This is a genomic window from Mycobacterium sp. (genome assembly GCF_052143115.1).
Taxonomy (GTDB): domain Bacteria; phylum Actinomycetota; class Actinomycetes; order Mycobacteriales; family Mycobacteriaceae; genus Mycobacterium.
Map to the genome: position 1 here is coordinate 24,523 of NZ_JBKQTQ010000224.1, position 20,448 is coordinate 44,970.

Below are 20,448 nucleotides of genomic sequence, written 5' to 3' on the forward strand. Positions count from 1 at the left end.
GGACGACGCTAGCGGGTGATCGCGGTGGAGTCATTTCATAGCGATTTCGGCGTTTCGTTTCCCGCGAACCGGGAAAACACCAGGAGGGCTCGTTGTTTGTGCAGCTCACTGGCTGCGATATCGAGCTGTAGCCGTGCTGTGATAATTCCGTTATGTGACCGAATTCACATCGGTTTTGCCGTCGAGGAACGGATCACAGTTGATCTTGGGGCCGGAGTGACGGCTGATCTTGGGGCCGGAGTGACGGCGCCGAGAAGCGTATCGGCGGTCAGTGGTACACCGGCAGGGATCCGCCTCGGTGTGCCTGATCGACGGGGACGATTTCCTTGCCCAGCGGCATCAAAGATACCGGGATCAATTTGAGGTTGGCCAGCGCCAGCGGAATACCGATGATTGTCAGCGCCATCGCCACCGCGCTTACCAGGTGCCCGATCGCAAGCCAGATCCCGAACAACACCAACCAGATGATGTTCCCGATCAGCGCGCCGCTGCCGGCACCGGGCTTGTCGATGATCGTCCGCCCGAACGGCCATAGCGCATAGGATGCGATGCGCAACGCTGCGAATCCGAAGGGGATGGTGACAATGAGCAGGAAGCAAACGAGCGCAGCCAGCAGGTAACCGAGGGCCAACCACAGGCCGCCGAAAATCAACCAGATAACGTTCAGGATCAGGCGCATTGTCTCCTCCAGGGGTAGTGCCAGCGTACCGAGAAACCGGGTGCTCGGCCGTGGGCCCTCCGAGTAGGATCTGTCGTCATCGCGTCCTGCGCAGGCGGGACGCTTCATTGTGTTGCTCGTTCTATTCATCCGTAAGACAAGCAGGTGAGACCGGTGCCGACTGGCAAGGTGAAGTGGTACGACGCTGACAAGGGATTCGGGTTCTTGTCCCAGGAGGACGGCGAGGACGTCTACGTCCGCTCCTCGGCGCTGCCTGCGGGCGTCGAAGGCCTCAAGGCAGGGCAGCGCGTGGAATTCGGCGTCGCCTCCGGGCGCCGCGGACCGCAGGCACTGAGCCTCAAACTGCTTGACCCGCCGCCCACCCTCACCCGCCCGCGCAGGGAGGCCCCGGCTGAACACAAGCACAGCCCTGATGAGCTGCACGGCATGGTCGAGGACATGATCACCTTGTTGGAGAGCACCGTGCAGCCGGAGCTGCGCAAGGGTCGCTACCCGGACCGCAAAACCGCTCGCAGGGTCTCCGACGTGGTCAAAGCCGTGGCCCGCGAACTCGACGCCTAGCTCGACCTGCGTCGCGCGCCGATGCCCGCGTCGGCGGTTGCGCGCTAGTTGCACAAACGCGTGTATCGGCGAGCTCTCGGGGGAACACTGGACACCGAAAGCTCCGCAGGAGTCGCTTCGAGTGAGGGAAGTTCGATGGCACAGCAGGCGCAGATCAGCGAAGAACAAGCGAGAGCCGTAGCTGAGGAATCTCGCGAAAGTGGTTGGGATAAACCATCTTTGGCCAAGGAGCTTTTCCTCGGCCGATTCCCGCTTGAGCTCATTCACCCGTTTCCCAGGCCCTCTGACGAAGAGGCCGCTCGCACCGGGAAGTTCTTAGCCCAACTGCGGGAATTCCTCGACAAGGTCGACGGCAGCGTCATCGAGCGCGACGCGCAGATCCCCGACGAATATGTCAAGGGCCTCGCCGAACTGGGTTGTTTCGGGATGAAGATCCCGTCGGAATACGGCGGGCTGAACATGTCGCAAGTCGCCTACAACCGGGCGTTGATGATGGTGTCGACCGTGCATGCCAGCCTCGGGGCGCTGCTGTCCGCTCATCAGTCGATCGGCGTGCCGGAACCGCTCAAGCTGGCTGGGACTGAGGAGCAGAAGCGGAAGTTTCTGCCGCGGTGTGCCGCAGGGGCGATATCGGCGTTTTTGCTCACCGAACCGGATGTGGGTTCAGACCCGGCGAGGCTGGCCTCGACGGCGACTCCGGTCGACGGCGGAGCCGCCTACGAACTAGACGGTGTGAAGTTGTGGACGACCAACGGCGTCGTGGCGGAACTGCTGGTGGTGATGGCCACCGTGCCCAAGAGCGACGGGCACCGCGGCGGCATCAGCGCGTTCGTCGTCGAGGCCGATTCACCGGGCATCACCGTGGAGCGGCGCAACAAATTCATGGGATTGCGCGGTATCGAAAACGGTCTCACCAGGCTGCACCGAGTCCGAGTCCCTGCGGAAAACCTGATCGGCCGAGAAGGCGACGGCCTGAAGATCGCGCTGACCACCCTGAACGCCGGCCGACTCTCGATACCGGCGATCGCGGCCGGCTCCGCCAAGTGGTCGGTGAAAATCGCGCGGGAGTGGTCCGGTGAACGGGTGCAGTGGGGCAAACCCGTCGGCGAACACGGGGCCGTCGCAGAAAAGATTTCGTTCATGGCCGCAACCACCTATGCGCTCGAGTCGGTGTTGGAGTTGTCCGGTCAGATGGCCGACGAAGGCCGCAACGACATCCGGATCGAAGCGGCACTGGCCAAGCTGTGGTCGAGCGAAATGGCCTGCGTGATCGGCGACGAACTGCTGCAGATCCGCGGTGGCCGCGGCTATGAGACCGCCGAATCGCTGGCCGCGCGCGGGGAGCGTGCCGTGCCGGTGGAGCAGGTGGTCCGCGACCTGAGGATCAACCGCATCTTCGAAGGATCCAGCGAGATCATGCGGCTGCTCATCGCCCGCGAGGCGGTCGACGCCCACCTGAGTGCGGCCGGTGATCTGGCGAACCCGAAAGCCGATGTTCGCCAGAAGGCGAAGGCGGCGGTCGGCGCGAGTGGGTTCTACGCAAAGTGGTTGCCGCAGTTGGTTTTCGGTGAGGGGCAACGGCCAACCGCGTATCGCGAGTTCGGCAAGTTGGCCATGCATCTGCGATTCGTCGAGCGCTCCGCGCGCAAGCTGGCCCGTAACACCTTCTACGGGATGGCGCGTTGGCAAGCCGCGCTGGAGCAAAAGCAGGGATTCCTGGGGCGGGTAGTGGATATCGGCGCGGAACTGTTCGCCATCGCAGCGACGTGTGTGCGGGCCGAGGCGCAGCGAGTTGCCGATCCGGCCCGCGGTCAACAGTCCTACGAGTTGGCCGAAGCTTTTTGTCAGCAGGCCACCCTGCGGGTCGAGGCGCTGTTCGACGCCTTGTGGACCAACACCGACAGCACCGACGCTGCGCTGGCGCGCAACGTGCTGAAAGGTCGCTACACCTGGCTCGAAGACGGGATCGTCGATCAGTCCGAGGGCACCGGACCGTGGATCGCGCATTGGGAAGCTGCCGCCTCCACCGAGACCGATTTGGCTCGGCGGTTCCTGACCCTTGCCGAGTCCTGACCGGGGCAACCATGGCTTCGTACGTCGCCGAGGCCGGCGAATTCACCCGCGACACCAACTACATCGCGACCCGTATCACCGCCGACGGCCGTGACGGCTATCCGGTAGAGCCGGGCCGGTATCGACTCATCGTCGCGCGCGCCTGTCCGTGGGCCAACCGCGCGATCATCGTGCGACGGATACTGGGACTGGAAAGTGTTATCTCCATTGGGTTTTGCGGCCCGACCCATGACAAGCGCAGTTGGACTTTCGACCTCGACCCGGGTGGTGTCGACCCGGTGCTGAAGATCCCGCGGCTGCAAGACGCGTATTTCAAACGTTTTCCCGACTATCCGAAAGGCATCACCGTCCCCGCGATCGTCGACGTGCCGACCGGCGCTGTGGTCACCAACGATTTCGCGCAGCTGACGTTGGACTTCTCAACGGAATGGACTGCCTACCACCGCCACGGCGCTCCGCAGCTATATCCCGAGCCGCTGCGCGGTGAGATCGACGAGGTCAACAAAAGGGTTTACACCGAAATCAACAACGGTGTTTATCGCTGCGGCTTCGCCGGCTCGCAACAGGCGTACGACGCGGCCTACGACCGGTTGTTCACGGCATTGGACTGGGTCAGCGATCGGCTGGAGAACCAGCGTTACCTGGTGGGGGAGACGATCACCGAAGCCGATGTCCGGTTGTTCACCACGTTGGCGCGCTTCGACCCGGTCTACCACGGGCACTTCAAGTGCAATCGAAGCAAACTATCCGAGATGCCGGTGTTGTGGGCCTACGCCCGCGACCTGTTCCAGACACCAGGCTTCGGCGATACCGTCGACTTCGTCCAGATCAAGCAGCACTACTACATCGTGCACGCCGACATCAACCCGACCCGGATCGTGCCGAAGGGGCCGGTCCTGGCCAACTGGCTGACGCCGCACGGCCGAGAAGCATTGGACGGCGGGCCCTTCGGTGATGGCACCCCGCCCGGACCGCCACTCGAAGCCGAAAGGGTGCCCGCCGGCCACGGCGCGTAGCTTCGTGTAATTGAGCTCAGCCCCACACGGTGCGCACCGACCACTCCGCGTGCGGGACACCGTGCAATCCGCCGGCCCGGTCGACGACGACCGTCATCAACTCGATGGCGATTCCCGTCAGCCGCCCCCGTTTCGGATCGACCGTGGGGATGGTGACTGCCAGCCGGCTGCCCGGACGGTAGGAGGTCGTCACGGGGTTGACCGCATCCTCGTAGACCCGCAACAGCCACCAGGGTGCCCGCCCGATCGCCGGTGGCACCGAAAGTTGCACCGGATCAAGCGCATTCACCCGCAGCTCGCCCTGCGCATCCGGGGTTTCGCAGTCGTCAAGGTCGAGCACTTTGCAATATCGGTAGGGCCCCACCCGGGTCAGCTGGCCATGGGAATACGCGCTGATCTCGGGGTGTAGCGGAGCGCGCCCGCGCTCGAGCGCCCAGGCGCCGACTCCCGCAGCCGCACATGCCAGCACCACCAAAGCCGCGAGCAGCACAGCGACGCCTGACTTCGCCGTCGGCTTTACTCCCACGAGACCGCCGCGGCGTCCGGGGCGCTGAGGCCACCTTCCTGCTCGACCATCACCGGCCGGTTGCCTCCCAGACCGGGGATCAACGAGTCACCGCGGAAGCTGACCACCGTCTGCGCCAAACCGAGGATCAGCACAGCCCCGACGACGCTGAAGCCAACCCACAGGTCGGTGTAGAGCAACACGCCCAGCGCGCCGCCGAGGACCCAAGCCAGCTGCAGCGTCGATTCCGACCGCCCGAACGCCGACGCGCGTGATTCCTCGGGCAAGTCGTCCTGTAGCGATGCGTCCAGTGCGGCCTTGGCAATCGCGCTTGAACCCGCCGTGATCAAGGTTGCGATGGCGGCCGTCACGAGATTGCCGGCCACCGCCGCCGCTAGTGCCGCCGCGGTCACCGCCACGGTGCAGCGCACCGCGAGCACCGCGGGCCTGCCCAACCGAAGCCGCGCACTGGCGAAGTTGCCGACGAAGTTACCGGTGGCGGCGGCAGCGCCGATCAGCCCCAGCATGCCAAGCTGCACCCATCCACTGGCGGCGTGCGCCTTGGCGACGAAGGCTGGATACAAAAACAGGAATCCCACCATGACCTTGATGGTGGAATTGCCCCACAACGCCGTAATGATATTGCGACCCAACGGCTGTCGAAGCGCACCGCTGAACTCCTGGGACCAGCTTCGGCCCGGTGGGCGGCTGCGATAGCTCAAGGTAGTGGGAACCTCACCCGCGGTCACTTCGACCCAGCGCGGAATTCGCATGGACAGCCAGGCACCGGCAACCGTGACGGCGATGACGACGAATAACGCTCCGGGCCAATGGAACATGCGGGTAAAGGCGTACTCGATGCCGCTTGCTATGCCACCGCCGATGATGGTGCCGCCCAGCAGCCCGAACATGGTCAGCCGCGAATTGACGCGCACCAGGTCGATCGTCGGCGGCATCACCCGTGGCGTCACCGCGCTGCGCAGAACGCTGAACGACTTCGACAGCACCATCATTGCCAGCGCGCACGGGTACAACACCCACGACGGGTAGCTTCCGGTGGCGCCGTCGTAGTTGCTGATCAGCAGCACCGCCAACCCGGTGCGCAGCGCGAACGACGCCGCCAGCGCGACCCGTCGGCCGTGCTGTAGCCGGTCTAGCGCCGGACCGATCAGCGGCGCGACCACCGCGAACGGCGCGATGGTGATCAGCAGGTATAACGCGACCTTGTCCTTGCTTTCCCCGGTGGCCGCGGCGAAGAACAGCGTGTTGGCGAGTGCGACGGCCATCGCGGCATCGGTGGCGAAGTTGGCTACCACCGGCCAGGTCAGCGCCGTCAGCCCGGACTTGTCGGCGCCGTCGGCGGTGGCGGCTCGCTGCACCAACCCGTACATCCGCGAACCCATCTCGCGGCTGCGCTGCGCGGCGGCGCGGGTGACCGTGACACGCTCGCCACCCGCGCTGCCACGCGGCGGTTCGCTGCGGCGGTCGGGCTCGGGCTCGCGGTTCAGCGGCGGCAGATAGCGGTTGGCGCTGGGCATCGGCGGCGGTCGGCGCGGCCGGCGATAGCCCGGCTCGTCTGCCGGGTAATTGGCCATTCCGGGATGCTCGGCGGCGGGTTCGCTACGGGTGCGGCGGCCGGCAGACGCCCGGCTCGTACCGGGGTGATCACGCCGCCGTCCAGCCATGCCTCAATTCTCACAGATCCCGGCCGATGCGATGTGCAGGCAGCCGGTGTGGCCGGACGCCACGGGTCTACGGCACTATTAATGGCGTATGGAAACAGCGGACAACGTGACCAGACCGACCCCGGAGTCGGCTGCGGCGACCACGGCGGAGTGGTTGCCTGAGTTGGCGACGGTGCTCACCGAAGCCGTCGAGCCGGCGCGGGCGGCCATCGTCGAGTTCAGCGGCGCCGATACGGTAGGCGACTACCTCGGCGTCAGCTACGAGGATCCGACCAGCGCAACCCACCGTTTCCTGGCCCATCTGCCGGGTTATCAGGGGTGGCAGTGGGCCGTCGTCGTGGCCGCTTATCCCGGGGCCGACCACGCGACGATCAGTGAGGTGGTCCTGGTACCGGGGCCGACGTCGTTGTTGGCGCCGGAATGGATGCCCTGGGATCAGCGGATCCGGCCGGGCGACCTAAGCCCGGGAGACCTACTGGCACCACTGCCGGACGATCCGCGGTTGGTGCCTGGCTATCTGGCCTCCGGTGACCCGCAGGTTGACGAGATCGCCGCAGAGATCGGCCTGGGACGGCGCCGCGCGATGAGTGCCTGGGGCCGTTCCGAGGCGGCCCAACGATGGCACGACGGCGACTACGGTCCGTCGGCGCAGATGGCGCAATCCACCAAACGCGTATGTCGCGATTGCGGTTTCTTTCTCCCGCTTGCGGGGTCGTTGGGCACGATGTTCGGGGTATGCGGCAACGAGTTGTCCGCAGACGGGCATGTCGTCGACTTTGAATACGGCTGCGGTGCGCATTCCGACACCCCGGCTCCCGCCGGCAGCGGCTCGCCGATGTACGACCCCTACGACGACGGAGTGCTCGACATCGCCGAGACACCCGCGGAGCCCAGCTAGCTGTTCTCGGCCGCGGCTTTGATCTTGGCCAGCGAGGCGTTCATGCCGTCGACGAGTTCCCGCTCGAAGTTCGCGGTCCCGCCGAAAAGCGCGTTCACCGCCATACTCGACACCGGCTTGGTGCCGTTCTCCGCGTGCCGGCTCTCGATCACCCGGGTGCCCTCGGCGATCGGCTGCAGTTCGTAGCTCCAGATCGTGTTGTTGGTGTTGACCCGGAATGCCAGCTTCTGGTCCGGGATCATCTCGACGACGGTGCATGTCGTCGCCCAGAACAGATGGTTGCGGCGGTTGACGTTGATGGTGCGGGTGCCATGGCGGACCGGGCCGAGCGGCCGCATGTACCGACACTGCGGGCTCCACTGGGGCATTCGGCGGAAATCGCTGACCAACGCCCAGACTTTCGAGACCGGTGCCTTGATATCAACCTGCGCTTGCAACAGCGGCGCTGCCATTGGACGCGTACCTCCTAGCTCAGGACCCTCATTCTCGGTCGGGATTGGGTTGATGGTTCAATCCGGTCTGTGCGCCCCGCGCGCCACGACGGGCGGCGTCACGCTGCCACAGAAAGATAGTGGTGCCCAGCACCCCGACACCCAGCCCGGCCAGTGTCAGCGGTCGCCAAGTTTCCAGGGCCGGTACGACGAACGCCGCGACAGCAGCAACCAGCCAGGCCAGTGCGCCGACGGCGATGACCGGCCATACCTCCAGCAACGCGGCGGGCAGCATCGGCGGCTCGAGGCTTTTGCCAGGCTCGACAGACATCCCGTCCAAGATAGCCCGACGACGATGCCAGCCGGAACCGCGGCAGGAGGTGGGGGCACGCCCCCTCGCCGCTGCGCGGCTGGAGGTACCCCCACCCGCTTGCGGGGGCGAGTTGGGCAATTGGGCCGGGCCTGACGACGATGCCGGCCGGAACCGCGGCAGGAGGTGGGGGCACCTCCCGCTTGCGGGGGCGAGTTGGGCAATTGGGCCCAGCCCGAGTCCGGACTCGGTGATTCGTTGTCGACGAACGGAAGTTCTGTCGTAACGTCGCGGCTGTGATCGAGGGTGATAGCCGGTTGGCCAGTGACCTGTCGCTGGCGGTAATGCGGCTCTCCCGGCAGCTGCGGTTCCGTCGGCCGCAGTCCCCGGTGTCGTTGTCACAGCTGTCGGCGCTGGCGACATTGGCCAATTACGGCCCGATGACGCCGGGTGCGCTGGCCATCAGGGAACGGGTTCGCCCGCCGTCCATGACGCGGGTAATCGCCTCGTTGGCCGATTTGGGTTTTGTGGACCGCGTTGCGCACCCCGACGATGGCCGCCAGGTCTTGGTCTCGGTGTCCGATGCCGGCGCCGAACTGCTGGAGGCCGAGCGGCGAGCGAGCCAGGAGTGGCTGGCCCAGCGGCTCGAAAACCTGGGCGGAACCGAACGCGATACGCTGCGCGAGGCCGCCGACCTGATCCTGGCGCTTGTCGACGAAAGCCCTTGACCCCAAGCGGTTTTGACCACGCCGATGGCATCGATGGTGTGGTCGTCAGCGACATCACCGATCCCGACGACGCGCGGCTCGATCACTTTCGGGATTTGAACAGCATCGACCGTAGGCCCGACCTGCCGAGCGGGAAGGGACTGGTGATTGCCGAGGGTGTGCTGGTGGTGCAGCGCATGCTGGCTTCGCCGTTCACGCCGTTGGCTTTCCTCGGCACCGATCGCAGACTCGCCGAGCTCAGGGCAGATCTGGCCGGCAGTCCCGCGCCCTACTATCGGGTGTCCGCAGAGGTGATGGCCCAGGTGGTTGGCTTTCATCTCAACCGCGGCGTGTTGGCCGCCGCGCGTCGGGCGCCCGAGCGCAGCCTCGCAGAGGTGGTCGACGGCGCCCGCACCGTCGCGGTGCTCGAGGGGGTCAACGACCATGAGAACCTGGGCGCCATCTTTCGCAACGCCGCGGGGCTCGACGTCGACGCGATGGTGTTCGGTAGCGGCTGCGCTGATCCGCTGTACCGCCGCGCGGTGCGGGTCTCCATGGGACACGCCCTGCTGGTGCCCTATGCGCGGGCGACCAACTGGCCGGCTGACTTAAAGACATTGCAACAGAAGGGGTTTCGGTTGTTGGCGATGACCCCCAACACCGACGCGGCACCGTTGGCGGAGGCAATGGCGGCAGTGCATGATGAGCCGGTCGCGGTGCTGGTCGGTGCCGAGGGGCCGGGCCTGAGCCGTGCCGTGATGCAGGTCAGCGATCTGCGGGTACGCATCCCGATGTCACGCGGCACCGACTCGCTCAACGTCGCCACCGCGGCGGCGCTGGCGTTTTACGAGCGGGTTAGGGTTGGCTCGTGACCGACGAATCCACGCCGTGGGCAACGGGTTTGACCGTCGCCGGATTTGTCGCCGCGGCCACCGGGGTCGCTGTCGTGGTGCTGAGTTTGGGGCTGATCCGGGTGCATCCGTTGTTGGCCGTCGGGCTCAATATCGTCGCGGCCGGGGGGTTGGCGCCGACGCTATGGGGGTGGCGGCATACCGCGGTGCTGCGCTGGTTGGTGCTGGGCGTCGGAGTGGGTGTGACAGCTGCCTGGCTGACCCTGGTCGCGATGACGCTGTTGCGCTAGCGCTGCCCTCCGGAACGGACACCCAGTAACACGTCTTCCCACGCGGGCACCGGCGGCTTGCCGCGGCGCCTGCGCGCCGGCTCGCTCTTGGGTTCGGGTGTCGGGCTTTCCACCGGCGCGGGTTCCGGCTCGTCGAAGTCGAGTTCCGCGACCGGCGCCACGGGCCGTAGCGGACGGTCGAAGCTCGGGTTGATCAGCTCAGTGGCGGTGTCATCGACGGCGGTGACGGTGCCGCCGTGCGCGCCCGGGCAGAACCGGAAATGCGCGAGGTTGTCGGAACGACCGGCCTTCCAGCCCAGCTGGACCGTCCAGCGGCCATCCTCGTTACGCCAGGCGTCCCACGTCGTGTTGTCCGGGTTGAGGCCGCGCGCCAGCAGCGACGACGTGACAGTCTCCAGCAGCGTCAGCACCGCCGGGCCGTCGGCGAGAACGGGATGGGCGGCTGTTGCCAGCTCGGCGGCGCGGGAGCGCTCCAGCAACACCGGGTGAGCGAACCTCTCCACCCGCTCGACGTCGACCCCGGCGGCCGCCGCCAACTGCTCGACGGATGCGCCAGCGCGGATGCGGGCCTGAATTTCCTTGGGACGCAGCATGCTGGTGACCTCGATGTCGATATGGGTTTGACCCACCCGGGCCCCGTCGCCGCGCACCGCTGCCCTCAGCCGGTCGTCGACTCGTATCTTGAACTTGTCGCCTGGGTCCCCGTTGTCTTTGGTGCTTTCGCAGATGATGTGTTTGCCATCGACATCGAGTCCGACGATCGTGAGTTCCCGCATGGCGTCTCCTCGCGGGCCGCTTGCAGACCAGCGTGCCAGGCCCGTCAGCTGCGCACTTTAGTGCAGCGAACAGCCACAACCGTGTTGACACGCTGGACACAATGGGCCGGGCTCAGGTATGCCCGCATCGTCGCCGGGCCCATATGGATGGTGTTTTGTCAAGGCGGGAGGGTGAAGCGGCGTGATCGATTACGCAGCAGGTGGTCCTTGCTGTGAAGTCCCGGCTGCAGGTGCATTGAGCACGGGGAGCTAGTGGGCGACGAACATCGGCCGAGAGCGGAGTCAATACCGTGCCAAAAGGCGTTGCGTTAAGTTCCACGGGTGACCCCGTCAGTCATCGTTCTGGGCGGCGGCCTGTCCGGTTGCTCGGCGGCATACGCCCTGGCGCAGGCCGGACTGTGCGTCAGGGTGGTCGAGCGCGCCCCGACCCTGGGGGGCCTGGCCGGCAGTTTCGAGCGCGAGGGCCACTTCTACCCGCTGGGCTACCACCACATCCTTCGTCGCGACCGGACGCTGCTCTACTTCCTCGAGCGGGTCGGCGCGCTCGAGGAAGTGCGCTGGCGGCGCATCCGGATGTTGTTTCGGGTTGGCGACCAGCTGTACGACCTGGCGAACCCGGTGGACTTCCTGCGTTTCCCGATGTCTCTCGCCGATAAGGCGCGCTTCGCCGTCCTCATGCTGCGGGCCTTCCGCAAGAACGACTGGAACGACTGGCTGGACAAGAGCGCCGAGGACCTGCTCGACGCGTGGGCCGGACCTCGCGTGCGCCAAGCGCTCTTCGAGCCGCTTACCCAGCTGAAGTTCGAGCTGCCCTGCTCGGAAGTGAGTGGCGCCTGGCTGGGAACGCGGCTCCACTTCCGCGAGGGCTCGACGGCCCTTGGTTACATCCCAGGGGCGAACTGGACGCAGGTGCTGTGCGACGGTGTGGCGCGGCTTCTCCGGGAGTCCGGCGTCGAGGTGCGCTTGGGCACGAACGTCGCGAAGCTACATGCGGACGGCGAGCGTGTCCACGAGGTTGAGCTGGACGGCGGCGAGCGCCTTCCCGCGGACATGGTTGTGAGCAGCATCCCCACGGAGGGCTACCTCCGTCTCGCCCCCGACGACACCACGCCGCGGCTCCGGGAGATCCGCTACAGCGCCCTGCTGTCGATGGTGTGCGCCTCGAACAAGCCGGTCAGCCCAGACTTCTACTGGATGAATCTCGCCGACCTCGACCGTGCGGCGTGCGGCATCTTCCTGCTGAACTCGCTCAACCCGACGATCGGCGCGCCCGGCCAGTCGTGCGTCAACTTCGTCACGCACCTCAACAGCCGGACGCGGCCGTTCTTCATGAAGTCCGAGGACGACATCCTCGCGGCCTATCTGGAGGACTTCAGGGCGGTCTTCGGTTTTGACCTCGACCCCTTCTGGGTCAAACTCTCGCGAATCCCGATGTACTCGCCGGTCATCACCCGCTCCTACCGGAACCCGCCGGTGCGCAGCGCCCGCTTCGACAACCTCTACTTCGCGGGTAACTACCGCACCTTTCCCTCGGTCCTCTCGACCGGCACGGCCCTCGCCTCCGGCCTGCAGGCCGCTCGGGCCTTGCTGCGCGACCGAGGCACCGACACCCCGCTGCCCGACGAGGTCGCCGCCTTCCGACGTTAGAGTCTTGGGCGCATTGGCGAAGCCAACACCGTCGTCGCCACGGTGAGCGCTTCGCCGTATGAGGCGCTGCGGCCCGGCTCGTTCTGTGACGGCGATCGACGCGCAGCCCGCACTGACCGGCGAGCACCACATCGACTGGGACGTCTACCCAGGTCTGGAGTTCATCACCGACGCCATGCCCGATTCTTGCCGAGCCTCAACTTCAGCGGCCACGGCTCCATCAACAGGATGTCCGACCTCGTCGCCTATTGCGAAGGCCGAGGCGTGACCGACATCGTCGTCGGCGGGGACTGGTACGAAGACGCCCGCGGATCGAGCGTCGAGCAACAATCATGACCCGCGCCCAGCCCGCCGCCGGGCTGACCGTTCCACGGATTCACCCGCGATCGCCCTGGAGGAGGCTGCCGGTCTCGGTTCGCTCGACGCAGATGCGCTGCAGGCATCCGCTGAGGTGCCGGAAGCCGGTCTTCGTGCGTAGGAGACGATGATCACCGTGCACGCGACGAGCCAGAGGACTGGCAGCAGGTCCGCCGTGCTGGGGACGACCGGCGTGGTGCCGATGACTCCTATGGCTCCCAACTGCCCTGGAATGTCTACTTGGATCGGTGGAACCGGCAAAGCGATCTGGGCGATGGTGAGTGCCGCGGTCAGGCTCAGGCAGACACCGAGCGCGCGACGGCGGTCGCCGAGGATGTCGAGCCGGTCGAAGATCCCCAAACCGGGTGGGACGACGGGGTCGCGGACCACCAGGGCGGCGATCGGTAAGGCGAACAGCAGGTAGTAGCGGTACGACAGGCTCGGGAAGAGCGAGGCGGTGGCCAGCAGCGCGATGCCGACCATGACCGGGGGGATGCGTCGCCCGAGGGCCAGGACGCAGCCGACGACCAGGGCGAGCACGACATACCCGATCAACGACCGGGGGCCATCGAGAAAGCCACTCGGCAGAGAACCCCGCTTCTGGGTTTCGATCATGTCCGGGATAAAGAAGATTCCCCTCCCGAAAGACGCGTTTTGCAGCCAGACACGCTTTACCGGCGAACCGTGGTGGAGGGCGTTGTGGATCGACTGCAGGATAGTTCCCGGAAAGTCCCGTGGCCACAGCAGATAGGCGGCGAGGTTGGATATGACGACCGCGCCGACCGCGACGCCGCCCAACCGCCATTGTCGGGCTGCAAACAACGCGAGCGCGAGGATGGCGAACTGCGGTTTCACCAGCGCGGCCAAGACCACCATGATCGCCACCAGCCCCCACCGCTGTCGGCGCAGCGCCACCACGAAGACCAGCGCGATCGGCGCTACGAACCCCGCCGAGTTGCCCCGATCGATCACCGCCCACGCCGGGATGGCCGCGGCGCCTAACACCACAAACACGACCACCCGTTCCAGACCGCGAGCGCCCCGCGCCGCCCAGACCGCAGGAGTGAGGACCGCGACCGTCAGCGCGAGCAGGTAGCCGATCAGCCCAAGTCGCGGCATGCCGAGCCATTTCGCGGGAAGCCCGAACAACAGGTGCGGCACCATCCCCGCCGCCAGGTAGTCGTTCTGGTCCGCCTGGTAGTTGTTCCAGGGCAGGAACAGTGCATAGGGCTCCCACGGATTGGGCCGCATCCCTACGCCCAGCGCCCATGGATAGTCGCCGAAGCAGTGCCGGCCGACCTGCGTGCCCCAATCAAGCCAGCAGTCCTCGGCGGGGTTAGCCAGAAGAGAGGACAACACGTCGATGCCGTAGTACCGGGCGAGAACAAAGCCTGTCGCCGCTGACACCGTCGATGCAAGCAGAATGGTGCCGAGCAGGAGTGTGCGCTCAGACTGGTCGGCGACTGCCGAGAGCTGGTGGCGGATCGCGGTCACCACGCCCCGCACCACCTCGACAGGTCGATTCACGGACATTTCCCTCGTTCGGATCGCAACTCCGGCACGAGCAGGGCGCCAAGCTTCGTCGGCGGGAGATTACCAGCTCGCCAGCGGGCTTAGACGTGGTCTAAAGCCGCTCCACCACCCAGTCGATGCACTCGGTGAGCGCGCTGACGTCGTCCGGTTCGACGGCGGGGAACATCGCGACCCGCAACTGGTTGCGGCCGAGTTTGCGGTAGGGTTCGGTGTCGACGATGCCGTTGGCGCGCAGCACCTTGGCCACCGCTGCGGCGTCGACGTCATCGTTGAAGTCGATCGTGCCCACAACTTGGGAGCGAAGCCGTGGCTCGGCAACGAATGGCGTCGTGTACGGCCGGTCCTGGGCCCAGGCGTACAACCGTTGCGACGAGTCCGCGGTGCGTTTGACCGCCCATTCCAGCCCGCCGTTGCCCAACAACCAGTCGATCTGTTCGGCCAGCAGCACCAGCGTCCCGATGGCCGGAGTGTTGTAGGTCTGGTTCTTCAGGCTGTTCTCCACCGCGATCGGCAGCGACAGGAAGTCCGGAACCCATCGCCCGGACTCGGCGATGGCCTCGATCCGGCCCAGCGCCGCCGGGCTCAAAATCGCCAGCCAGAGGCCACCGTCGCTGGCGAAGTTCTTCTGCGGTCCGAAGTAGTAGGCATCGGTGTCGGCGATGTCGACCGGAAGGCCGCCGGCGCCGGAGGTGGCATCGATGACGATCAGCGCATCGCCGGAGCCGTCGGGCCGCGTCACCGGCACCGCGACCCCCGTCGAGGTCTCGTTGTGCGCCCATGCGATCACGTCGACCGACGGGTCGCTCTGTGGTTCGGGCGCGCTGCCGGGATCGGCTTTGATGACGATCGGTTCGCCGATGAACGGGTTCTTGGTGACCGCGGAAGCGAACTTCGAGCTGAACTCGCCATAGCTCAGGTGCAACGACCGCTTGTCGATCAGCCCGAACGGCGCGGCGTCCCAGAACGCCGTTGCCCCGCCGTTGCCCAGCACCACTTCGTAGCCGTCGGGCACCGAGAAAAACTCACGTAACCCGTCGCGCACGCGTCCGACCAGATCTTTGACGGGCGCTTGGCGGTGCGAGGTGCCGAAAAGTCCGGCGGCGGTAGTGGTGAGCGCCTCCAGTTGCTCAGGTCGGACCTTCGACGGGCCGGAGCCGAAGCGGCCGTCACGGGGTTTGATGTTGTCGGGAATCGTCAGCGGGTCAGCCATGATCACCAGGTTAGTGATCGGGCCGAGCGTGACGATCACGCGGTCGGCCATACTCGTCACATGGGACCGGATGTGACGTAAGTCACAGTGTACACATGTTCACGGATGGGCCACAGCGGCTGTCAAGGGTCTAGATAGCTGCCGATACCTGCGGTACTGTCGTTGGACATAGCGCGTCCAAATGTAAACCTCATTGGGGAGGCTGGGAATGGCCCAGGCGGGAATAGCCAAAAAAGAAGCCCGGACCAAGATGGTGCGACGTTGGCGTCGCAACATGGATGTCCTGGACGACCCGAAGTACGTGGAGATGCTCACCACCCTGTCCGAGGGGTCGGTGCGGCGCAATTTCAACCCGTACACGGACATCGACTGGGAGTCACCCGAGTTCGCGGTCATCGACAACGACCCGCGCTGGAAACTGCCGGCGACCGACCCGCTGGGCCGGCACTCCTGGTACCAGGCGCAGTCCGAAGAACGTCAGATTCAGATCGGCATGTGGCGTCAGGCGAACGTCGCCAAGACCGGTCTGCACTTTGAGTCGATCCTGATCCGCGGCCTGATGGAGTACGCGTTCTGGGTGCCCAACGGGTCACCGGAGTACCGGTACTGCCTGCACGAAGCGGTCGAAGAATGCAACCACACCATGATGTTCCAGGAGATGGTGAACCACATCGGCGCCGACGTGCCCGGCATGCCGCGCATGCTGAAATGGATTCAACCGTTTATTCCGCTGGTGGCCGGGCCACTGCCGATTCCGTTCTGGTTCGGCATTCTCGCCGGCGAAGAGCCGATCGACCACACCCAGAAGAACGTGCTGCGCGAGGGCAAGGAGCTGCACCCGATCATGGAGCGGGTGATGGCCATCCACGTGGCCGAGGAGGCCCGCCACATCTCGTTCGCGCACGAGTACCTGCGTAAGCGCGTGCCGGAGCTGCCGCGCCGCAAGCGGTTCTGGCTCTCGCTGTACGTGCCCGTCACCATGCGCATCTTGTGCTCGGCGATCGTGGTTCCGCCCAAGGCGTTCTGGAAAGAGTTCGACATCCCGCGCGAGGTCCGCAAAGACGTGTTCTTCCGTTCGCCGGAGTCGCGTCGAATGCTGCGTGACATGTTCGGCGACGTCCGGATGCTCTGCCATGACACCGGTCTGATGAACCCGCTCGCCAAGCTGATGTGGCGGATCTGCAAGATCAGCGGCAAGCCTTCCCGCTACCGCAGCGAACCGCAGCGCCAGCACCTGGTCGTCGCACCGGCTGCCTAGAGAACCGGTTTTTATGCCGCACGTTATTACCCAGTCGTGCTGTAGCGACGGGTCCTGTGTCTACGCCTGCCCGGTGAACTGCATCCATCCGTCTCCGGATGAGCCGGGCTTTGCCACCGCCGAGATGCTCTACATCGATCCGGTGGCCTGCGTGGACTGCGGAGCCTGCGTGAGCGCCTGTCCGGTGGGTGCCGTCGCGCCGGCTGCCCAGCTGGCCCCCGAACAGCAACCGTTCATCGCACTCAACGCGTCGTACTACCCGGAGCATCCGGCCGACCAGAAACTGCCGCCGACGTCCAAGCTGGCGCCGGTGATCCCCGCACCACAGGTGCGCGGGAATCATCGGGGCCCGCTGACCGTCGCGGTCGTGGGGTCCGGGCCGGCGGCGATGTATGCCGCCGACGAACTGCTCACCCAACACGGTGTGCGGGTCAACGTCTTCGAGAAGCTGCCCACCCCGTACGGGCTGGTTCGAGCCGGGGTGGCACCGGACCACCAGACCACCAAACGGGTCACTGCGCTCTTCGACCGGATCGCGCGTCGCCGCGAATTCCAGTTCTTCCTCAACGTCGAGGTCGGCAAGCACCTCAGCCACGACGATCTGCTTGCGCACCACCACGCGGTCGTCTACGCCGTCGGCGCGCCCAATGACCGCCGGCTGGACATCAACGGCATGGGCTTGCCGGGAACCGGCACCGCCACCGAGACGGTGGCCTGGATCAACGGCCATCCCGACTTCACCGACCTGCCAGTCGATCTCAGTCACGAGCGGGTCATCGTCGTCGGCAACGGCAACGTCGCACTGGATGTGGCCCGCGTGCTCACCGCCGACCCCGACGAGCTTGCCCGCACCGACATCTCCGATCACGCACTGCAGGCGCTGCGCGCCTCACGAGTGCAAGAGGTAGTGATCGCCGCTCGACGCGGACCGGTGCACTCGGCGTTCACGCTGCCCGAGCTGATCGGGCTGACGACGAAGGCGAATGTCGTACTCGCCGCCGCCGACCACGAGCTGGTGCTGCGCGATCTGGCAGGCGTCTCTGACGCCGTGACCAAGCAGAAGCTGGAGATTCTGACCAAGCTCGGCGATGCCACCATGGCGGCGGGCCCGCCGCTACGTCCGCGGATCCGGTTGGCCTACCAACTGACGCCCATCCGGGTGCTGGGCGAGCAGCGAGCCAACGGTATGCAGTTCTGCGTCACCGGCACCGACGAGGTGTGCCAGCTCGACGCAGGTCTGGTGTTGACTTCGATCGGATACCACGGCAAGGCCATTCGTGACTTGCCCTTCGACGACATCGCCGGAGTCGTGCCGAACAACGGCGGCCGGGTGATCGACCCGAACTCCGGTGAACCGGTGCATGGCGCATACGTGGCGGGGTGGATCAAGCGCGGCCCGACCGGATTCATCGGCACCAACAAATCGTGTGCACTGCAAACCGTGCAGCGGGTGGTGGACGATTTCAACGCCGGACTGCTGCGCGATCCGATCAGCAAGCCGTCGGCGTTGGACACCCTTGTCCGGACGCGTCAGCCCGCCGTCGTTGATGCCGCGGGCTGGCAGGCCATCGATGCCGCCGAGATGTCGCGAGGCAGTCTCAGCGATCGGCCGCGCAACAAGTTCACCTCGATCGCCGACATGCTGGAGGTCGCAGCCAACGCCCCTGAGCCGCCGCTGCGACGGCGACTGGCCGACCGGCTGCGCCAATTGGCCGACCTGGCCTAACCCGGCCTAGCCCGGCTGCTGGCCGGTGAAAGCCGCAATCTCGTCCGCGCTGACCTCGCGCACGGGCTGACCCAACGACCAGTGGTGACCGAACGGATCGGCAAGCACGCCGTAGCGGTCGCCCCAGAATTGGTCCTCGAGCGGGACGACCACGGTGGCCCCGGCATCGAGCGCGCGCTGGAACTTCGCATCGACATCGGCCACCGTCAGGTGGATGGTGACCGGAGTTCCGCCCAGCGACGTCGGGGTCGTCGATTTTCCGCCGGACATCTCCGGGAAGTCATCGTTGAGCAGCACCGTGAAGCCGTTGATGCGCAGTGCGGCGTGGATGAGCTTTCCGTCTGGGCGGGGCACACGTCCGACTTCTTCCGCGTCAAAAGCCCTGACGTAGAAGTCGATCGCCGCTGCGGCATTGTCGACGACGAGGTGTGGGGACAGTGCGGGTTCGACGGCGATTGCCATCATGGCCTCCTTGGTGTCGGTACGTGGCCCGGTCGGGCTTATGGGTACGACCCGTTTGACTCGAGCCGCGATGAGATCTCATCACCGGCCACCGACACCGACGCCGTGTTGATGTCAGCCGTTGGCGATGTCGTCCCAGCCTTCGACGGATTCCGGGCCACGCGGGTCCGGGCCGACGTAGATCGCCGACGGGCGGACCAGCTTGCCGAGCCGCTTCTGTTCGAGGATGTGGGCGCACCACCCGGCGGTGCGGCCGCAGGTGAACATCGCCGGCATCATGGTCGGCGGCACCCGCGCGAAGTCCAGGATCACCGCGGCCCAGAACTCGACATTGGTCTCGATCGCCCGGTCCGGACGGCGCTCGCGTAGCTCGGCGAGCGCTGCCTGCTCGACCGCCGCCGCGACTTCGTAGCGCGGTGCGCCCAACCGCTTGGCGGTCGCCCGCAGCACGCGTGCCCGCGGATCTTCTGCGCGGTACACGCGGTGCCCGAAGCCCATCAGCTTCTCGTGGTGGTCCAGAATCCCCTTGACCAGACCGCGCGCGTCACCGGTGCGCTCGACCTCTTCGAGCATCGGCAACACCCGCGCCGGCGCACCGCCGTGCAGCGGGCCGCTCATCGCCCCGATCGCACCCGACAGCGCTGCCGCCACGTCCGCGCCAGTCGATGCGATCACCCGTGCGGTGAACGTCGAGGCGTTCATCCCGTGCTCAGCGGCCGAGACCCAGTACGCGTCGACGGCCTCGATATGCCTGGGATCTGGTTCGCCCTGCCACCTGGTCATGAAACGCGCTGTGACCGTTTGGCATTCGTCGATAACCCGCTGAGGAACCGCCGGCTGGTAGATACCGCGGGCCGATTGGGCGACATAAGACAGTGCCATCACCGAGGCCCGGGCAAGCTGGTCGCGGGCGGTGGCCTCGTCGATGTCGAGCAGCGGCTGATATCCCCAAATCGGCGCCAGCATCGCCAGGCCTGCCTGGACGTCGACCCGCACATCCCCGCTGTGGATCGGCAGCGGGAACGGCTCGGCCGGCGGCAGCCCGTGGCCGAACTTTCCGTCCACCAGCAAAGCCCAGGCGTCTCCGAAGGTGACCCGTCGGCCCACCAGGTCTTCGATGTCGACGCCGCGGTATCGCAGGGCGCCGCCGTCCTTGTCGGGCTCGGCGATCTCAGTGGTGAAAGCGACCACACCCTCGAGGCCGGCGACGAAATTCTCCGGGATCTTGTCCGGGATGACAGTCATGGCTGAATTCTGCCACGCCGCCCGCGACCAGTCGCTACCGGCCGGTAACCAGCGACGGGTCGCCCGGGGTAGCGTTGGCATGATGGCAGAACCAGACAACGAGCACCTGGCCGCGATGCGGGTCGAGTACGGCTCGGTCGAGAAGGACGGTAGCCCGGACCTCGACGTCGACTGGCTCGCCGATGGCTGGCTTGCATTGTTGCGCAAGTGGATTGGCGACGCCGAGCG

20 protein-coding genes and 1 pseudogene are annotated in these 20,448 nt (G+C 66.1%); 11 read left to right on the top strand and 10 right to left on the bottom strand.

Annotation, left to right across the window (positions count from 1 at the left end; all coding sequences use genetic code 11):
• Positions 1-268 precede the first annotated feature (268 nt).
• Positions 269-679: a YccF domain-containing protein gene (locus ACLQI9_RS22315; protein ID WP_442384698.1), complete on the bottom strand. Its 411-nt coding sequence runs from the start codon at positions 677-679 to the stop codon at positions 269-271.
• A 153-nt stretch (positions 680-832) separates the two neighbouring features.
• Here ACLQI9_RS22315 and ACLQI9_RS22320 point away from each other — a divergent pair, with 153 nt between their 5' ends.
• From ACLQI9_RS22320 to ACLQI9_RS22330, 3 genes are all read left to right on the top strand, one after another.
• The gene (locus tag ACLQI9_RS22320) at positions 833-1,240 is read left to right on the top strand and encodes a cold-shock protein (RefSeq protein ID WP_442384700.1); all 408 of its coding nucleotides are present in this window, start codon (positions 833-835) and stop codon (positions 1,238-1,240) included.
• Between the two features lie 135 nt (positions 1,241-1,375).
• Complete coding sequence (locus ACLQI9_RS22325) at positions 1,376-3,313, top strand: acyl-CoA dehydrogenase family protein (RefSeq protein ID WP_442384702.1); 1,938 nt, start codon at positions 1,376-1,378, stop codon at positions 3,311-3,313.
• A gap of 11 nt (positions 3,314-3,324) precedes the next feature.
• Positions 3,325-4,329 (top strand): glutathione S-transferase family protein, encoded by a 1,005-nt coding sequence (locus ACLQI9_RS22330; RefSeq protein WP_442384704.1) that lies wholly within the window; start codon positions 3,325-3,327, stop codon positions 4,327-4,329.
• A 16-nt stretch (positions 4,330-4,345) separates the two neighbouring features.
• On the opposite strand, the gene ACLQI9_RS22335 is transcribed toward ACLQI9_RS22330, so the two are convergent.
• Both ACLQI9_RS22335 and ACLQI9_RS22340 read right to left on the bottom strand, forming a co-directional pair.
• Positions 4,346-4,855 (bottom strand): DUF2771 domain-containing protein, encoded by a 510-nt coding sequence (locus ACLQI9_RS22335; RefSeq protein WP_442384706.1) that lies wholly within the window; start codon positions 4,853-4,855, stop codon positions 4,346-4,348.
• Positions 4,846-6,519 (bottom strand): MFS transporter, encoded by a 1,674-nt coding sequence (locus tag ACLQI9_RS22340; RefSeq protein WP_442384708.1) that lies wholly within the window; start codon positions 6,517-6,519, stop codon positions 4,846-4,848. The genes ACLQI9_RS22335 and ACLQI9_RS22340 overlap by 10 nt, the downstream gene beginning before the upstream one ends.
• A 106-nt stretch (positions 6,520-6,625) precedes the next feature.
• Between ACLQI9_RS22340 and ACLQI9_RS22345 the strand changes: the two genes are divergently transcribed.
• Positions 6,626-7,417 (top strand): DUF3027 domain-containing protein, encoded by a 792-nt coding sequence (locus tag ACLQI9_RS22345; RefSeq protein ID WP_442384710.1) that lies wholly within the window; start codon positions 6,626-6,628, stop codon positions 7,415-7,417.
• Here ACLQI9_RS22345 and ACLQI9_RS22350 read toward each other — a convergent pair.
• On the bottom strand, positions 7,414-7,869 hold the full coding sequence (locus ACLQI9_RS22350; RefSeq protein WP_442384712.1) for an SRPBCC family protein: 456 nt from the start codon (positions 7,867-7,869) through the stop codon (positions 7,414-7,416). The two genes, ACLQI9_RS22345 and ACLQI9_RS22350, sit on opposite strands and share 4 nt — an antisense overlap.
• Before the next feature lie 28 nt (positions 7,870-7,897).
• Positions 7,898-8,179: a DUF2530 domain-containing protein gene (locus ACLQI9_RS22355; RefSeq protein WP_442384714.1), complete on the bottom strand. Its 282-nt coding sequence runs from the start codon at positions 8,177-8,179 to the stop codon at positions 7,898-7,900.
• A 323-nt stretch (positions 8,180-8,502) separates the two neighbouring features.
• Here ACLQI9_RS22355 and ACLQI9_RS22360 point away from each other — a divergent pair, with 323 nt between their 5' ends.
• Genes ACLQI9_RS22360 through ACLQI9_RS22370 form a run of 3 tightly spaced genes read left to right on the top strand, consistent with a single transcriptional unit; the run spans position 8,503 to position 10,006 of the window.
• Entirely contained in the window at positions 8,503-8,886 is a 384-nt protein-coding gene (locus ACLQI9_RS22360) for a MarR family transcriptional regulator (RefSeq protein WP_442392219.1), read from the top strand.
• Complete coding sequence (locus ACLQI9_RS22365; RefSeq protein ID WP_442392216.1) at positions 8,883-9,737, top strand: TrmH family RNA methyltransferase; 855 nt, start codon at positions 8,883-8,885, stop codon at positions 9,735-9,737. The genes ACLQI9_RS22360 and ACLQI9_RS22365 overlap by 4 nt, the downstream gene beginning before the upstream one ends.
• Positions 9,734-10,006 (top strand): DUF2537 domain-containing protein, encoded by a 273-nt coding sequence (locus ACLQI9_RS22370; RefSeq protein WP_442384720.1) that lies wholly within the window; start codon positions 9,734-9,736, stop codon positions 10,004-10,006. The genes ACLQI9_RS22365 and ACLQI9_RS22370 overlap by 4 nt, the downstream gene beginning before the upstream one ends.
• Here the strand turns inward: ACLQI9_RS22370 and sepH are convergent.
• The gene (sepH, locus tag ACLQI9_RS22375) at positions 10,003-10,782 is read right to left on the bottom strand and encodes a septation protein SepH (RefSeq protein ID WP_442384722.1); all 780 of its coding nucleotides are present in this window, start codon (positions 10,780-10,782) and stop codon (positions 10,003-10,005) included. The genes ACLQI9_RS22370 and sepH overlap by 4 nt on opposite strands.
• A gap of 321 nt (positions 10,783-11,103) precedes the next feature.
• Here sepH and ACLQI9_RS22380 point away from each other — a divergent pair, with 321 nt between their 5' ends.
• Positions 11,104-12,429, top strand: coding sequence for an FAD-dependent oxidoreductase (locus ACLQI9_RS22380; RefSeq protein WP_442384724.1), 1,326 nt, complete (start codon positions 11,104-11,106; stop codon positions 12,427-12,429).
• Between the two features lie 330 nt (positions 12,430-12,759).
• Here ACLQI9_RS22380 and ACLQI9_RS22385 read toward each other — a convergent pair whose 3' ends face one another.
• Complete coding sequence (locus tag ACLQI9_RS22385) at positions 12,760-14,319, bottom strand: hypothetical protein (protein ID WP_442384728.1); 1,560 nt, start codon at positions 14,317-14,319, stop codon at positions 12,760-12,762.
• Positions 14,320-14,410: 91 nt separating this feature from the next.
• The gene (gene serC / locus ACLQI9_RS22390) at positions 14,411-15,529 is read right to left on the bottom strand and encodes a phosphoserine transaminase (protein ID WP_442384742.1); all 1,119 of its coding nucleotides are present in this window, start codon (positions 15,527-15,529) and stop codon (positions 14,411-14,413) included.
• Between the two features lie 208 nt (positions 15,530-15,737).
• Here serC and ACLQI9_RS22395 point away from each other — a divergent pair, with 208 nt between their 5' ends.
• Both ACLQI9_RS22395 and ACLQI9_RS22400 read left to right on the top strand, forming a co-directional pair.
• Positions 15,738-16,787: an AurF N-oxygenase family protein gene (locus tag ACLQI9_RS22395; protein WP_442384730.1), complete on the top strand. Its 1,050-nt coding sequence runs from the start codon at positions 15,738-15,740 to the stop codon at positions 16,785-16,787.
• 13 nt (positions 16,788-16,800) lie between these two features.
• Positions 16,801-18,513, top strand: coding sequence for an FAD-dependent oxidoreductase (locus ACLQI9_RS22400; protein WP_442392217.1), 1,713 nt, complete (start codon positions 16,801-16,803; stop codon positions 18,511-18,513).
• A 6-nt stretch (positions 18,514-18,519) separates the two neighbouring features.
• Here ACLQI9_RS22400 and ACLQI9_RS22405 read toward each other — a convergent pair whose 3' ends face one another.
• Both ACLQI9_RS22405 and ACLQI9_RS22410 read right to left on the bottom strand, forming a co-directional pair.
• A complete protein-coding gene (locus tag ACLQI9_RS22405) occupies positions 18,520-18,975 on the bottom strand; it encodes a VOC family protein (protein WP_442384342.1) in 456 nt (151 codons plus the stop codon).
• A 114-nt stretch (positions 18,976-19,089) separates the two neighbouring features.
• Positions 19,090-20,220: a citrate synthase 2 gene (locus ACLQI9_RS22410; RefSeq protein WP_442392218.1), complete on the bottom strand. Its 1,131-nt coding sequence runs from the start codon at positions 20,218-20,220 to the stop codon at positions 19,090-19,092.
• On the opposite strand from ACLQI9_RS22410, the pseudogene ACLQI9_RS22415 reads away from it, so the two are divergent.
• Positions 20,219-20,448, top strand: a pseudogene (locus ACLQI9_RS22415) (hypothetical protein); the annotation flags it as partial. The gene ACLQI9_RS22410 and the pseudogene ACLQI9_RS22415 sit on opposite strands and share 2 nt — an antisense overlap.